Source organism: Vagococcus fluvialis (genome assembly GCF_048815235.1).
Lineage (GTDB): Bacteria > Bacillota > Bacilli > Lactobacillales > Vagococcaceae > Vagococcus.
In genome coordinates this window covers 205,906-222,371 of sequence record NZ_JBMEAO010000001.1, presented here as the reverse complement: position 1 = coordinate 222,371, position 16,466 = coordinate 205,906, and the positions used below count along the sequence as shown (strand labels likewise).

Below are 16,466 nucleotides of genomic sequence, written 5' to 3'. Positions count from 1 at the left end.
TTAGGAGGATTTAACAATGGGATATCGTACAAATGAATTAGGTTATCCAAATGACCTATTAGCATCAAGATCAATCGTAGAAAGAGGTAATTTTGCTTTGATTCCACCTCAAGGTCTGGTGAAAAATGCGATACCAAATTTTGACAACTGTGAAATGACAATTTTAGCAACGCCAAAATTAGGTGCCGCTTTTGTTGATTACTTATGTCGTGTTTTACCAAATGGTGGAAACAAAAAAGGATTTGGCGGAAATGGAATTGAAACATTTATCTATTGTTTAGAAGGTGAGTTAACAGTCACAATCGGTAGTGAAACCCATGAATTGACATCAGGTGGATATGCGTACTGTCCACCAACTGAAAGCTTAAAATTTGAAAATAACTCAACTGAAAATACAGAAACTTTCCTTTATAAAAAACGTTACCAAGAAGTTGAAGGATATGCTCCTTATCCAGTTGTAGGCAATTCAAATGAAATCCCTTATCAAGATTATGAAGGAATGACAGATGTTGGGTTAAAAGATTTATTACCAACTGATTTAAACTTTGATATGAATTTCCATATCTTAAGCTTTGAAACAGGTGCATCTCACGGTTATATTGAAACTCATTACCAAGAGCATGGTGCGTTAATGTTGAATGGTGAAGGTATGTATAATCTTGATAATAACTGGATGCCTGTTAAAAAAGGAGACTATATATTTATGGGTGCATATAACTTACAAGCTGGCTATTCAGTTGGAAGAAAAGGCGCGCTTACTTACCTTTATTCTAAAGATTGTAACAGAGATGTTGAACTATAAAAGATTAGAGGGAACTTAAAATGACTGAAGAATTAGTGTATTTACCAAAAGAGGAGTTAAAAGAATTAATGCAAACTAAGCTTGAAAAAGCTGGTTTGCAGGTAACTCATGCAAAAGAAGTGGCGAATCATTTAACTTATGCAGACTTAAGAGGAGTACATTCTCACGGTGCAGTTCGTGTGGAATACTATTCTGAGCGTATTGCTAAGGGTGGAACAACGATAAACCCTGATTTTAAATTTGAAAAAACTGGATCAAGTACAGGTGTTTTTCATGCTGACAATGCGATTGGGCATGTAGCAGCTAAAGAGGCACTTAATTACGGAATGGAAATGGCGAAAGAAACAGGCGTTGGGATTGTTGGTGTTTCTAAAATGGGACATAGCGGTATGCTTTCTTATTACGTTGATATTGCGGCTCAAAATGATTTAGTGGCATTAGCAGTGTGTCAATCAGACCCAATGGCAGTTCCATTTGGTGGAACTGAACCATTTTTTGGCACTAATCCAATTGCTTTTAGTGCACCAACCAATGATGAACGTCCGATTATTTTTGATATGGCTACAACGGTTCAAGCGTGGGGAAAAATTTTAGATGCTCGTAGTAAAAATCTGCCTATTCCAAATACATGGGCAGTAGATAGAAATGGTGAAGCAACAACAGATGCCAATCAAGTGAATGGCCTGCTACCAATTTCAGGACCAAAAGGATACGGATTAATGATGATGGTAGATGTTTTATCAGGCTCTTTACTAGGCTTACCATTTGGGAAACATGTGAGTTCGATGTATTCTGATTTATCAACTGGTCGTAACTTAGGTCAATTGTTTATCTTAATCAACCCAAGTTACTTCACAGATTTAGGAACGTTTAAAGACAACTTATCATTAATGATTAAAGAATTACATGAGAACAAACCTGCGACTGGTTTTGAACAAGTTTATTACCCAGGTGAGTTATCAGAAATTAAACAAGCAGAAAACGAAACAAATGGCATACCTGTTGCACAAAGTATTTATGACTATTTATTAAGTGATGACGTTCATTATAATAGGTACGATCATTCAGATGCCTTTGCTGAAAAATAATCATTTAGTTATGTTGAGCTTTTATTAATAATAATCTTAAACCGATTTGCAACTGAAGAACTTCCTCAGGATTATTTAGATCAATGTCGGCTAATTGAATCATTTTTTCAATGCGATAATGAACAGTTTTTTTATGGATAAAAAGGGTATCCGCCACTTTTTTATAACTTTGATTAAAATCAAAAAATAATTTTAAAGTCTCAAGCCAAAGAGGATAATTTTCTACAATGATTTTTAAGGAAGTCGGTATGTAATCATTGTAGGAAGCATCTTCAACAAGATGAGAGAATATGCGGTATAGTCCAAGGTCTTCAAAAGTTAAGGCAAAATGAGTCCCAATAAATAGTTCAGCTTGTTGAATAATTTGCAGAGCTTTTTTAGCCTCATGATGTAGTTCCTCTAAGGTTGATTCTTCGCTAATACCAACCTGAAATAACACATTATTGTCATGAAGCTGTTGATGTATGGATTCTAAAGACTGAATTAATTTAGGTAGTTTAGTAGTTGAGACTTCTTTTTGGCTAATTAAAAACAGAACGCGATTATTTCTAACACGGTAAATAACTGAAGGATAAAGTTTTTTGATTTGTCCCATAATTTGCTTACCAACAAAAACTTCATTTTTTGGAGTTAAAGATTGAGTGTTAGCCGTATCTGTATCAAAGCGCCAAACAACTACTCGATACCTAAGTCTATTATCTATTTTTAGAAAATCAGTTAACTCTCGAAGTTCATCAGTAGAATTAAATTTTCCATAAATCAAATCATCGAAGACATCATTAATTAAGTTCATCTTAGCTTGTTTAATGCTATTTTCCTTCAATATTTCAAGTTTAATAATTAAAGTTGAATTTTCGATAACCATCAAATCCATTTCATCGACTGGTTTATCCAGCTCATGAATAATGAGGAAACACTTTTTGTGAGAATCTGTTTCGATTGGAATAACTAATTGAGTGGTAGAAAATGAAAAGTTACTCAAAGGATAAAAAACCAATTGCCGATTGTATTCAAAGTTAAAGTCAGACTTATTATTTTCAAGTAATTTGATGACATCAAAATCTCGATAGCTTTCATTAGTTATGAGATGCTCCTCACCAACAATTAAACTGATTGGCTTTTTAACAAGTTGATGGAGTTTTGAAATGGAGTTACTTAAACCAGCTTGTTCTGGGTTTAAAGCTAAGGTCATCATCTCTAAATGAACATTTCGGTAATGATCTAGTAAGGCAACTTTTTGGTTAAATAAATGTTGCATGACGTTAATCATAACGGATTCATAGGAAACTGAATCAGGAATTTGAATGATAGGAAAACCCATTAAATTAGCGCCTTCTAAGATCCCTTTAGGAATGTGATCAATGAAACGATTGATTTTAATGATTAATCCACTAACTTTTATTTCATGAAGTTCTTTAATAAAATTGATTTGTTCTGTTTCACTAAAGTTTTGAATGGTGTACAAACTACTTAACAAAAGTTGTCCTTTCTTAGCCCAATGTTTGACGTCGGGTGCTTCAAGAACCATGACATTGGAAATTTCAATCTGACTATTGATGTCTCCAGTAATGAGTTTAGCTTCACTTAAAGAAGGCAATGTTAAAAGATTTTTTAGTGATATGGACATGTGAACTCCTTTTACGATGTATTTTTCTTTGTACAATCATAATACTAATTCGTGAAAAAGTCTAAATATAAATTTTATCCCCTGGAGATAAGAAAACGCTTTTAAATTTATCTCTTTAGCGCGATGCTATTTTTCGTAAGTGGTATTAATATAAGGGTGTTCTTATATTATTATTTTTGAAAAGGGGAAAAAACGATGAACAGTAAAGTTAGAAAATTATTACTATTTCTATCTGGGTTAGGTTTATTTTTATTATCAGCACAACAAGTATTTGCAGCAGGAATTGAGGTTGAAAAAACACCGACAGGATTTTTTGCAATCTTAACATTAATTCCGTTAATTGTTGTATTAGTTTTATTATTCTTAAAGGTTGATATGGTTATTGCCGGTCTTGCCGGTGGTGTATTAGCTATGATAATTGGTGGAATTGGATTAGCAGATGCCAATGCACAACTTTTAGAGACAATTCCAAGTATGTTAACAATCACAGTACCAATTATTAATTCAGCGATTGCCATGGCAGTGTTTAAATCAGGTGGTTATACAGCTGCATTAACACTAGCTAAAAGAGGAACAAAAGGCAAAGTTGAATATGTAGCAGCCTTTATTGTTATTTTACTTGCAGCAGCAACGTATATGTCTGGAATTGGTGGCGGAAGTGCCATGGTTATTGCACCTCTTGCTTTTGCAGCAGTTGGGGCAGTGCCAGAATTAATCGCAGCTATGTCGATTGCAGCAGCTGTGTCATTTACAACATCACCAGCGTCACTTGAATCAAGTATTGTTTCAAAATTAGGTGGAGTGTCTGTAGCTGATTATGTATCAACTATGCGCCCGTTTTGGTTAGTATTCCTTGGGTTAGCTATTCTATTGGCTTTCTTTGGAACTAAGAGAAGAAACTTAGGTTTTAAAGAAGATGCTAATAACGAATTTGATACTTATAGCAATTCAAAATTATTTAAAATGACTTTACCAGCTATCTTCTTATTATTCGCCGTTATTTTTGGCCCATTAGTTAATGATTTAGTAGGTTATGCGATTTTTACACCATTATTCTATATGGTTGTAACGATTGCCTTAATTTTCTTATGTACGCCATTTGGTATGAACCAATCAGTAGAAGCAATGATTGATGGTTCAACATACATCTTAACAAGATTATTCCAAGTAGGAATTTTCCTAGCATTCATTAATGTGATTGCTGCAACAGGAACATTCTCAGTTATTGCAAGTTTAGCCAATGCAGCACCAACAGCTATTGTTGTCCCAGTTGCCGTGTTAACAGGTATACTAATTGGTATTCCAGCAGGTGCTTATGTAGGATCTGTTTTAACCTTAGTATTACCAGTAGCCGTTTCACTTGGCTTTAGCCCAGTTGCTTTGGGATTTGTAACGATTGGAGTAGGTTTAGGAAGTCAAATGAGTTTTGTAAATATTACGATGCAAGCTTTATCATCAGGTTTCCAAACACCTATTTTAGATGTTGTTAAAGGAAACATGAAGTGGGTAAGTATTGCATCAGGAATTTTACTAATTATTTCATTAATTTTTGGATAAAAAATAGTATCGACTATATAGGAGGAATTTGAAATGAGTATTCTATTAAAAAACGTGAGATTAGCTAATGAAGAAGAGTTAAAAGATGTTGCTATTAATGAAGGAACAATTGTTGAGATTTCAAACACTGTAGAAGGTACTTTTGACAAAGTGATTGAAGGAAATGGGAATGTTTTAATTCCAGGACTTGTAGAAAGTCACATTCATTTAGATAAAGCATTAATTGCTTCAAGAAAACCAAACCAATCAGGCACGTTACAAGAAGCTATTAAAGTAACGGCTGAGTTAAAACCAACATTTACAGAAGAAGATATTTATACACGTGCTAAAACTACTTTAGATATGATTATTCCTAGAGGAGTTACAGCTATCAGAACGCATGCAGAGTTTGATCCAGCTCAAGGATTTACTGGATTTAACACTATTATGAAATTAAAAGAAGAATACAAAGATTTAGTAGATATTCAAGTGGTTGCTTTCCCGCAAGAAGGTATTTTTAAAGCACCTGGAACGGAAGCAATGATGTATGAAGCAATGGATATGGGAGCAGATGTTGTTGGAGGTATTCCTTATAACGATGCACCAGCTAATGATCACATTGATTTAATATTTGAAATTGCTAAAAAATATAATAAAGATATCGATTTACATCAAGATTTTGCTGATGAAGCGACTAATATGTCGATTGAATATTTATGTCAAAAAACGATTGCAGAAGGCTATCAAGGCCGTGTATCAGTAGGCCATTTAACAGCTTTACATGCTTTAACACCAGAAGAACTTGCGCCAATTATCAAATTAATGGCAGAAGCTCAAATTAGTGTGATGGCTTTACCTGCAACTGATTTACATTTAGGAGCAAGAAATGATACACATAATGTTCGTCGTGCAGTAACACCGATTCGTAAATTACGCGATGGCGGGGTTAATGTGTGTATTGCAACTAATAACATAAGAAATGCCTTCACACCATATGGTAACGGAGATATTATGCAAACAGCTATGTTAGCAATTCCAGTTGCTCATCTAGGTGGGGCAGATGATTTACCAACTGTATTACCAATGATTACTGAAAATCCAGCTAAAGCACTTAAATTAGAAGGTTACGGTATTGCAGTAGGGAATAAAGCTGATGTTGTTTTATTAGATACAAAAGATATCTTAAACAGTATTATCGATATTCCTGAACGATTAACTGTTATCAAAAACGGTAAAGTAACCGTGGAAAACAGTAAAACAACACGTATTTATAGATAAGGGGAGAGTTTTATGCTTCAAACAATAATAATGAAAAACAGTTATCAAGACTCTGTTGTTTTGATGCTTTTAACAAGTAAATTAAATCAGTTACCAGAAGTTGAAAGAGTATCTATTATGATGGGAACACCATCGAATATTGATATCTTTAAAGCAAGTGGTTTTGATACACCAGAACTCTCTGAAGCAACAAGTAATGACATGGTTGTGATGCTTGAAGTATCATCTGAGGATGACAAAGATAAAGTGTTAAAAATGATTGATGAAGAATTAAGCAGCACCAACGATGGTGGAGGAGCTGTAGAAGAGAAAATCAATTCATGGGAAAAAGCTATGAAAAAAGCCCCAGATGCTAACGTTGCATTAATCTCTATTCCAGGAGAGTATGCAGCTCTTGAAATTGAAAAAGCGATTGATAATGGTTTACATGCTTTTGTTTTTAGCGATAATGTACCTATTGATGAAGAAGCTCGTTTAAAACAAAAAGCACATGATAAAGGTTTATTAGTAATGGGACCAGACTGTGGAACAGGTGTTATTCATGGATTACCATTAGCTTTCACAAATAATAACCGAAAAGGTCGTATTGGTGTCATTGGCGCTTCTGGAACAGGGATCCAAGAAGTAACAACATTAATTCACCGTTATGGTCAAGGTGTAACGAACGCTATTGGAACAGGTGGACGTGATTTATCTACAGATGTTGGAGCTGTGTCAATGATTGATAGTATTGTAGCATTAAATAATGATGCTGATACAGATGTGATTATTGTTATCTCTAAACCACCTGCAAAAGAAATAGAAGCACGTGTTTTAAATGTCCTTCGAAAAATTGAAAAACCAGTTGTAACGTTGTTCTTAGGTTCTAAACCAACACAACATGAAGAAGGATTATATCATGCTTACACATTAGAAGAAGCAGCACAACTTGGAACTAAATTAATGAATAAAGAAGAAGTTGTTTATTCACCAGCGCCAGCTAAAAAAGTTGCTCCAAGTAATACTAAAGGAATTAAGGGATATTACTCAGGTGGAACACTTGCTTATGAAGCAGCTTTCTTATTAAGTGATGCTTTAGGATTATCAAAAGAAAACACTCCAGAAGGTTATACATTAAAATCTGAAAGTCATGAAGTAATTGATTTAGGAGATGATATGTATACAAAAGGAAAACCTCATCCAATGATTGATCCAGAAATTCGTATTGATAAAATTAAATCTGTTGTGAATCAACCAGAAACGGCTGTTGTGGTGTTCGATGTAGTTCTTGGATACGGTGCTCATGAGGACATGGCGAGTGCTTTAAAACCTGCTATTGTTGAAGCAAAAGAAAAGACAGATGTCACTTTTGTAGCAGTAGTTGTGGGAACTGATGAAGACCGTCAAAATATGGCCGAGCAAATCGCTATTTTAGAAGAAATTGGTGTCATTGTTTGCGAAAATAACGTACAAGCTTTACAAACAGCTTTAGCAGTTGTAGGTAGTGAATTAACTTTTGCACCTAAAGAAGTAGTTGCTAAGGAAGTAAGTACTTTAGAGGTGTTACCAGAAGTATCATCAAGCTTAGCTGAATTAATCGCTGAAACACCAAGAATTATCAACATTGGTTTACAAAGCTTTACAGATTCAATCATTGACAACAAAGGTGAGGTAGTTCATTTTGAATGGCGTCCATCTGCTGGAGGAAATGTAGAATTACAAAAAGTATTATACTTCTTAAACCAATACGAGTTTGACGCTAAATAGGGGGAAATAAAAAATGAGTTTTAAAACAATTGAAGATGCTAACCAAGCAGTCATCGATAAAGTAATCCAATCAGCACCATTTTTATTAGATGTTGTGCCAGCTAAATCTGTGATTCCAGATTTAAATAAAAAAATGTTACTACATGCTGGACCTCCTATTAAATGGGAAGATATGACAGATCCTATGCAAGGTTCTTGTGTTGGAGCCGTTCTTTTTGAAGAGTGGGCAGACAATGAAGAGGATGCTAGAAAGATGTTACAAAATGGTGAGGTTGAATTTTCACCATGTCATCACCATAATGCCGTAGGACCAATGGGTGGAATTACATCAGCTAACATGCCAGTTTTTGTAGTTGAAAATAAAACTGAAGGTAATACAGCCTATTGTACAATGAATGAAGGAATCGGAGCTGTTCTACGTTTTGGTGCTTACTCTGAGGAAGTTGTTAATCGCTTGCGTTGGATGAGAGATACATTGGGTCCAGTTTTAAGCAAAGCATTACAACAAATGGAAGATGGTTTAAACGTCAATGTTTTAGTGGCTAAAGCAATTGCTATGGGAGATGAATTCCATCAACGTAATATTGCAGCTTCTCTTGCTTTTTATAAAGAAGTGGGACCAATTATTACAACTTTAGATATTTCTGAAAAAGAAAAACAAGAAGTTTCGACTTTCTTAGCTGATACAGATCAATTTTTCTTAAACATTATGATGGCAAGTACAAAAGCTGTTATGGACGGAGCTAGAACAATTGAAGAAGGTACTATTGTAACAGCTATGTGTCGTAACGGAAAAGATTTTGGTATCCGTATTAGTGGTATGGGAGATGAATGGTTTACAGGTCCTGTAAACACACCTCAAGGATTATACTTTGCTGGTTATAGTGGAGAAGATGCTAATACAGATATTGGGGATTCAGCTATTACTGAAACATTTGGTGTTGGTGGAATGGCAATGATCGCTGCTCCTGCTGTAACACGTTTTGTTGGTTCAGGTGGCTTTTATGATGCCTTAAACACATCAAATGACATGTCAGAAATCTGTATGAGTCAAAATCCTAACTTCCCAGTACCAACTTGGGATTTCAGAGGAATCTGTTTAGGAATTGATGCTAGACTTGTAGTTGAAAAAGGAATTACACCAGTTATCAACACAGGAATCGCACATAAAAAAGCTGGAATTGGACAAATTGGTGCAGGAACAGTAAATCCACCAATTTCATGTTTTGAAAAAGCAATCGCAGCATATGCAAAAAAATTAGGAATGTAAAAAATCAGAGGTTGTGACAGAAGCTACTTCTGTTACACCGTTTAATTTTGAAAATGGGGACTGTAACATATCGTATGTTACAGCCCCTTATATTTTAAAAGAAAAATAAAAGCATGTTATGTTTAATTAAGGGAGAATAAAACAATGAAACAACGCGTCGTTTTAGCTTTAGGTGGGAACGCTATTCTACAACCAGGACAGGTAGGAACTTTTGAAAATCAGAAAGCAAACATTGAAACAAGTGCCGATAGCATTTCCAAAATTATTAAAGCAGGGCATGAACTAGTTATTGTTCATGGAAATGGCCCTCAAGTTGGTCAAATTTTACGCCAAAATGAGTTAGCTAAAGAAGAAGTACCTGTACAACCACTACCTATTTGTAGTGCAGAATCACAAGGTTTCATTGGATATATGCTTCAAGAATCACTTAAAAATAGATTGCCAGAAAAACAAGTTGCTACCATTTTAACGATGACAGAAGTTGATATAAAAGATGCGGCTTTTGAAAATCCAACAAAGCCAATTGGTTCTTTTTATACAGAAGAAGAAAGTCAAACATTAGCTGAAGAAAAAGGTTGGACAATGGGCGAAGATGCAGGCCGTGGTTACCGCCGATTAGTTGCTTCACCTACACCAAAAGCAATTGTTGAAGTTGATGTGATAAAAACAATGCTTGAAAATGATATTGTTGTTGTTTCAACTGGTGGTGGTGGTATTCCAGTTGTTAAAACAGAAACAGGTCAACTTGAGGGTGTATCAGCTGTTATTGATAAAGATTCTTCAGCTTTAAGATTATCTAAAGATGTGGAATCAGATGTTTTAATGATTTTGACGGATGTTCCAAATGTTTATATTAATTATGGAAAAGAGAATCAAGAAAAATTAGAAACTATTAGTATCGAAAAAGCTGAAGAGTATTATGCAGCAGGTCATTTTTCAGATGGTAGTATGGGGCCGAAGATGGCAGCTTGTATTGAGTTTGCTAAATTAGGAAAAACAGCTATTATCTGCGCACTATCAGATGCAGTAGAAGCTCTAGATGGCAAAGCTGGAACAAGAGTTGTCGGTTAATTTTAAATAGAGAATTTGAGTCATGATAGTTTATTCATGATTCAGATTCTTTTTTATTGTTATTAAATGCATATGATTTTTAGACAAAAAGATATGTTTAATGACTTAATATCAAAAATAACAACGATTATAATGAGAATGGACAAATAGGAGAGGGAGGTAAATTTTTTTAATTGTTATTGGTAGCGATTACAAAAGGAGGGTAAATATGAAACAAAGTAAAAAGATTGATGTAGTGACAAAAATTGGTGTTACCTTGGTATGTGCAACGGTGTTACTTGGAGGTGGAACAAGCGTTTTAGCAGGGGATACATGGCCTGCAAGAGATGAAGCGGCAATAGGAAAAGCGCAACCTCACTTTAGTGGTTATCGTGTTAGAGATATTGAGAAATGGGAGTCAGAAACTGATCCCTATTCACATATGATGAAAGCACAGGTCCCACTTCAGAAACGAAATACGCCATTTAGAGAAACACAGGCAAACCCTGAGTTAACAAGTCCAGTTGAAACCATGCTAATGCAAGGGGATTATGGTAATTCGTTTATGGAAAGTACTATTTATAATAACGATTATGGTAATTTAGCATTTAATTTTTGGCAGTACACAGATTTATTTAGTCCTTGGCATGGTGCCGCTACAATTGGTACACCGTCGTCTTTATATGATCCTGCTACAAGTGATTGGAGAAAGCGTGGATTTGAATTTGGTATTGTAAATATTCCAAATCAGGCGTATATAAATGCTGCTCATAAAAATGGAGTTAAGGCAATTGCTTGTGTTTATTTTGATCCTTATTTTAGACCTGGTCAAACTAAAAAAGAAATGTTTGAAAAAGATGCTAACGGTGAATACATTATCGCTCAAAAATTAGTTGAGTTGGCAGATCATTATGGAATTGACGGTTATTTCTTGAACGATGAAGAAAGTGGCGCAGACGAATTTAAAGAATTAATGACCTATTTAACAGGTAAAGGTTTGTACACACAATTTTATAATACAAATAGCTTTTTTGATCAATCAAAACGCTCTTATCTAAGGGATAGTCAAGGAAATCAAATTCACAATTCTGTTTTTGTTAACTACGGTTGGCCAAGTGCTCCAGATAGATTATTAAGCCAAATCGAAGAAGGTAAAAAAGAAGGATTTGATCCTTACAAAGAAGCGTTTATCGGCGTGGAGGCTTTGCAAGCCGGATTTAAAGGTGGCCATCCAACTTCTGCAGTAGAGAAATTGTACTTAAAAGATAGTAAAAATCCGATGGCTAGTATTGCGTTATTTACACCAAGTGATTACTACCAAAGAGAATTAGACACAGATTTAAAAAAAGAAGGTGATGAGGGACAATTTCCGCTTCATCAACAAGAAGAATATCAATGGATGATTGCTAATCGAGAAAGAATGTATTTTTCAGGTGTCCATGATGATCCTAGAAATACTGGTCGCAAACCAGGAGCTAGCAGAGCAGAAGTTGGGGTTAAAGATGCTTCTAAATGGGCTGGCGTAGCAGACTTTAAAGCTGAAAACTCAGTTATTAGAGGAAGTAAGTTTTATTCAACGTTTAATATCGGTAAAGGAATGGCTTATTACAACAAAGGAAAACTCACAAATGAGAGTCAATGGTCTAATTTAAATGATCAAGATATTTTACCAACATGGCAGTGGTGGGTTGAAGCGGAGGAAAATAGATTAAAAGTTGATTTTGACTTTGGAGAAAAGGAACAAAGAAAAAATACTGATCGTGTGACTCAAGAAACATTATACAGTCAAGTAGGGGCTTATCATGGTGGCAGTTCCCTAGTGACTTATGGAGACATTTCTTCAGAAAATACGATTCGACTATTTAAAACGGCACTCGATATTGAAAAAGCAACAACAATGAGCTTTACAGCTAAAACACCAAAAGTTTCAGAGGTTTCTGTTTCAGTAGGATTAATTTTTGAAGATCAACCAGAAAAGATTGAGAAAATAGCTATTCCAACGAATGAGTCAACAAATTGGGAAACGAAAACTATTTCACTTGAAAAATATGCTGGAAAGAAATTAGCAACAATTGCAATGGTATTTGATGGGAATGAAAAAAATTATCAATATAATCTAGGTGAAATTAGTTATAGTAATGAAGAAACAGTACCGGAAGCACCAAAAGATGTGACAATTAATCAAATTTATGAAACAAATGAAGCTAACATTAGTTGGCAACTAGACTCTTATGAGGCAGTTGATAAGTACCGTATTTATTCCATTGATAAAGAAGGGAATAGACATAGTTTAGGAAGTATATTTGGAAGCGATTACTATATTAAAGACACTTTAAGTTTAGGTAATGATGCAAGTATTGAAGTTTCAGCGATTGGTAAAGATGGTAAGGAAAGTAAAGCGACAACAGTTCAGCTAGCTCATAGCCAGATGGTTTCGAATCTTACTGTAGCAGAAGAGATGACAACAACAAATCTATACTCTCAGGCAAAAGAAGCAGGAAAAGTACATGTTTCGTGGGAATCGCCAAAAGCTTTTACTCCTGATGCCTTTGAAGTAACTGTTCAACCATTAAATACAACTGGTGATCAAGGAAATCCATTCCATTTAACTGTTGAAGGTAATCAGAATGAAGCTGTTATTGAAACAGGATTAACAGAAGGCCTAGAGTATGATTTAACAGTTCAAAGTGTTAAAGATGGAAATGTCTTACCAGGAATAAGTTACCGAGGCAAATTACACGACTCTATTGCAGAAAATATTTCTTTAGCAGATATTAAACTCTCTAAAGATGGAAATGGCATTGTCTTACGTTCACCTTTAACTCAAGATTGGCGTCATGTACGGGTGAAATCTAGTGATAAGGTAGTAAGAGCATTAGAACGTGGTGTGACACAAAATTATGATAATGTTATCAAGTTTGGAACAGCTAATGATAAATTAATCCCTCTTCGAATTGAACTAGAAGATTATGCTGGCAATGTTTCAAAAGAGTTAGTTATTGGAAAAAATAATGAGAATCAATTAGTTGAGTTAGTTAGTTTACAAGGCTCAAAATTAGAAGAGTTAATAAATCAATCAAAAGAACTTCTTTCTGAAGACAAATTTACTAAAGAGAGCGCAGAGAAATTACAATCTGTTTTCGATGCTGTTAACAGCAAGGTGGAAACTGGCTACTTAATTGAATCTGAAATGAATGTATTAGAGCAAGAAATAATGAAAGCTATAGAAGAATTAGTAGAAAAAATTTATCCAGAAAGCATTAAAACTGGATTAAATAGTTTAACGGTTCTTAAAGTAGGGGATGAAATACCGATTGATATTAGCTTTTCACCAGAGGAAACAAATGTTAGAGATGTCAATTACACCATTCAAAAAGAAAGTATTGTGAGCATTGAAGAGAATCGATTGATAGCTTTAGAAGTTGGTATGACCAGAGTTACAGTTGAAACAAGTAATGGCAAAAAAGAAAATATAACGATTCGAGTTACACCTTAATAAGGGAGGAAGCTAAAATGACTATCAAGAATGTAATTTACTGTATTTTAGCTTCCTTTTTGTTTATTTTTTCGTGTGGGGCAGTTAGTTATGGGATATCTTCTTACTTTGTTAAAGAAATCCAAGTCGAGTTTGAATTGAATTTGATTGAAGTCTATATAGATGAAAGTGAAGAAGAGTTAATAGAAACAACGATAATGTCTACTGACACAATGGATGACGAAATAGAGAAAACTGATGATGGGGTTGAGCTGAATGAAGAAGAAAGAAATGACCTATAGAGAAAAAATAATGAGAAGTCTTTCAATGATATTTTTTGTTTTCTTAGTTGTCATTATTAGTATCTCTATAAGCATACGATTAAATTTAGTGAATTCATTTTTTGGATATCAACCTTGGTTAGTAAAAACTCAGAGTATGAAACCCGCTCTACAACCTGGTGATTTGATTATTTCTTCAGTAGTCAAAAAAGACAATATTCAGTTAGATGATATTGTTGTTTTTAAAACAGAAGATGACACAATCTTGACTCATCGAATTATTTCAAAAAAGGGAAATGAATATATTACTAAAGGAGATGCTAATAATATAAATGACAGAGGAATTCTTACAGAGGACAGAATCATCGGAAAACAAATGGTAAGGATTCCATTTATTGGTAAGCTAATCGTGTTTACGCAATCAATCGCAGGTGTAGTATTTCTTATTATTGGTTGGTTATTTATATTCTTCTCTAAAAAATTAATAACTTTACTAAAAAATCAGGAGGAATAATAATATGGAAAAGAAAAATTTTTTTAATCGAAAAAATAAAATTATTTTATCACTCATCGCATTGGTAACATTAGCGATTGGAGGAACGTTTGCTTGGTGGATTGCTAATAAAAAAGTTGAGCAAACCGTTCAAATGGGAGAGCTTGATTTTACAGCAGATTTTCCAGAATTATCCTTAAATGGATTATATGAACCAGGACTTCAGCCGATTAAGTTCAATGGTGTTATTAAAAATACAGGAAATCTTTCAATCGCTATTAAAATAGAAAATGATTCTCAATTGAAGTTTATTTATCAAAGTGATGACAAAGTTTCAATTCCTGAAAATGAACAAAAGTTCGAAGATGATAGTGAAAATTTAGTTGCTTTAAGCTTTGAACCTAAAGATGGAGATTATTATAGTAACGCTGATGCTTACTGGTTCACTGACATAACTAATCCTGATACTAGAATTCTTTTATTAGAGCCTAAAGGAACTATTGAGGTAACGAATCAAGCTGTTTTATCCAATCAAATGAGTAATCGTTATCAAGGAGCAACAATCAAGATTGGTGCTAATCTTAAAGGGACGCAAGTATTAAATGGCGCATTGTCAGAAGTATTCAATGTGAAGGAAGAAAATATGGTACCACTGGAAAATACTTCAAATATGAAAATTCAAGCCCGCTCTTTTAGTGCAGTAAAATCACAAGATAGTGAGAGAGCTACAAAGAGACTACAAGAGTTATTACAAAGAGGAAGTAACTAATTATGCTCTTACCTATAATCTGTTGACAAAAAGCAATGATTTTTGAGTTATCTCAACCTTCCTTTATTCATATAATAAGAGTATAGAAATGAAAGAGATTTCTTAGGAGGAGGGGAATAAATGACTCGCTTAAAACGCTTGCAACAGAATAAGACACTACTATTAATGTCTATTCCTGGAATGATTTGGTTAATAGTCTTTTTCTATATTCCAGTACTAGGTAATGTGGTGGCATTTAAAAATTTCAAAATATCTGAGGGCGGATTTATCAAAAGTTTAATGGACAGCCCGTGGGTGGGGTTAAAAAACTTTGAATTTTTATTTAGTTCATCTAATGCTTACATTATAACGAGAAACACTGTTTTGTATAATGTTGCTTTTATTATTTTGAACTTATTAATGGCTGTTTGTTTTGCTGTAATATTAAGTCAATTACGATCAAGACGAACGATTAAAGTCATTCAAACGTCAATGTTATTACCTTATTTTTTATCTTGGGTAATTATTAGTTATTTTGTTTATTCTTTTTTAAGTCCTGAAAAAGGATTGTTTAATGCAATGATATTGTCAAATGGTGGGGAACCAATTAGTTGGTATAATGAGCCTAAATACTGGCCATTCATCCTTATCTTTATGGGAGTCTGGAAAGGGATTGGATACAACAGTATTATCTACTTTGCTTCTATTATGGGGATTGATACAACTTACTATGAGGCAGCTGAAGTTGATGGTGCGAGTAAATGGCAACAAATTATTCATGTAACTATTCCGCAATTAATTCCATTAATGACTATTTTAACGATACTTGCTGTAGGTAATATCTTTAGAGCTGACTTTGGTTTATTCTATCAATTACCAAAAGATTCAGGAACTCTATATGATGTAACGAACGTTTTAGATACTTATGTGTATCGTGGTTTAACAAGCAGTGGTGATATCGGTATGGCAGCAGCAGCTGGGCTTTATCAGTCTGTTGTCGGATGTATTTGTTTAATTGGAACCAACTTGCTTGTACGTAAATATGATGAAAACTCAGCATTATTCTAAGAAA

At 34.2% G+C, this 16,466-nt stretch carries 13 protein-coding genes; 12 read left to right on the top strand and 1 reads right to left on the bottom strand.

Annotated elements, in window-relative coordinates; all coding sequences use genetic code 11:
• Window positions 1-16 precede the first annotated feature (16 nt).
• Window positions 17-802, top strand: coding sequence for a (S)-ureidoglycine aminohydrolase (gene allE, locus ACODH8_RS00975; protein WP_420517446.1), 786 nt, complete (start codon window positions 17-19; stop codon window positions 800-802).
• 20 nt (window positions 803-822) lie between these two features.
• Window positions 823-1,890 carry an ureidoglycolate dehydrogenase gene (gene allD, locus ACODH8_RS00970; protein ID WP_420517445.1) on the top strand — a complete coding sequence of 356 codons (1,068 nt, stop codon included), beginning with the start codon at window positions 823-825 and terminating at the stop codon, window positions 1,888-1,890.
• 4 nt (window positions 1,891-1,894) lie between these two features.
• On the opposite strand, the gene ACODH8_RS00965 is transcribed toward allD, so the two are convergent.
• Window positions 1,895-3,517: a PucR family transcriptional regulator gene (locus tag ACODH8_RS00965; protein WP_420517444.1), complete on the bottom strand. Its 1,623-nt coding sequence runs from the start codon at window positions 3,515-3,517 to the stop codon at window positions 1,895-1,897.
• A 195-nt stretch (window positions 3,518-3,712) separates the two neighbouring features.
• On the opposite strand from ACODH8_RS00965, the gene ACODH8_RS00960 reads away from it, so the two are divergent.
• The 10 genes from ACODH8_RS00960 to ACODH8_RS00915 all read left to right on the top strand — a co-directional run bounded on the left by ACODH8_RS00960 (window position 3,713) and on the right by ACODH8_RS00915 (window position 16,462).
• A complete protein-coding gene (locus ACODH8_RS00960) occupies window positions 3,713-5,074 on the top strand; it encodes a citrate transporter (protein ID WP_332464978.1) in 1,362 nt (453 codons plus the stop codon).
• A 33-nt stretch (window positions 5,075-5,107) separates the two neighbouring features.
• Window positions 5,108-6,331: an amidohydrolase family protein gene (locus tag ACODH8_RS00955; protein WP_332464977.1), complete on the top strand. Its 1,224-nt coding sequence runs from the start codon at window positions 5,108-5,110 to the stop codon at window positions 6,329-6,331.
• A 12-nt stretch (window positions 6,332-6,343) separates the two neighbouring features.
• On the top strand, window positions 6,344-8,077 hold the full coding sequence (fdrA, locus tag ACODH8_RS00950; RefSeq protein ID WP_332464976.1) for an acyl-CoA synthetase FdrA: 1,734 nt from the start codon (window positions 6,344-6,346) through the stop codon (window positions 8,075-8,077).
• Between the two features lie 13 nt (window positions 8,078-8,090).
• Complete coding sequence (locus ACODH8_RS00945; RefSeq protein WP_332464975.1) at window positions 8,091-9,347, top strand: DUF1116 domain-containing protein; 1,257 nt, start codon at window positions 8,091-8,093, stop codon at window positions 9,345-9,347.
• A gap of 144 nt (window positions 9,348-9,491) precedes the next feature.
• Window positions 9,492-10,418 carry a carbamate kinase gene (gene arcC / locus ACODH8_RS00940; protein ID WP_332464974.1) on the top strand — a complete coding sequence of 309 codons (927 nt, stop codon included), beginning with the start codon at window positions 9,492-9,494 and terminating at the stop codon, window positions 10,416-10,418.
• 208 nt (window positions 10,419-10,626) lie between these two features.
• Window positions 10,627-13,893 carry an endo-beta-N-acetylglucosaminidase gene (locus tag ACODH8_RS00935; protein ID WP_332464973.1) on the top strand — a complete coding sequence of 1,089 codons (3,267 nt, stop codon included), beginning with the start codon at window positions 10,627-10,629 and terminating at the stop codon, window positions 13,891-13,893.
• Window positions 13,894-13,910: 17 nt separating this feature from the next.
• The gene (locus ACODH8_RS00930; RefSeq protein WP_332464972.1) at window positions 13,911-14,174 is read left to right on the top strand and encodes a hypothetical protein; all 264 of its coding nucleotides are present in this window, start codon (window positions 13,911-13,913) and stop codon (window positions 14,172-14,174) included.
• A complete protein-coding gene (locus ACODH8_RS00925) occupies window positions 14,149-14,667 on the top strand; it encodes a signal peptidase I (RefSeq protein WP_332464971.1) in 519 nt (172 codons plus the stop codon). Before ACODH8_RS00930 ends, ACODH8_RS00925 begins: the two co-directional genes overlap by 26 nt.
• A gap of 4 nt (window positions 14,668-14,671) precedes the next feature.
• On the top strand, window positions 14,672-15,415 hold the full coding sequence (locus ACODH8_RS00920; RefSeq protein ID WP_332464970.1) for a SipW-dependent-type signal peptide-containing protein: 744 nt from the start codon (window positions 14,672-14,674) through the stop codon (window positions 15,413-15,415).
• A gap of 120 nt (window positions 15,416-15,535) precedes the next feature.
• On the top strand, window positions 15,536-16,462 hold the full coding sequence (locus tag ACODH8_RS00915) for a sugar ABC transporter permease (protein WP_332464969.1): 927 nt from the start codon (window positions 15,536-15,538) through the stop codon (window positions 16,460-16,462).
• Window positions 16,463-16,466: the final 4 nt, after the last annotated feature.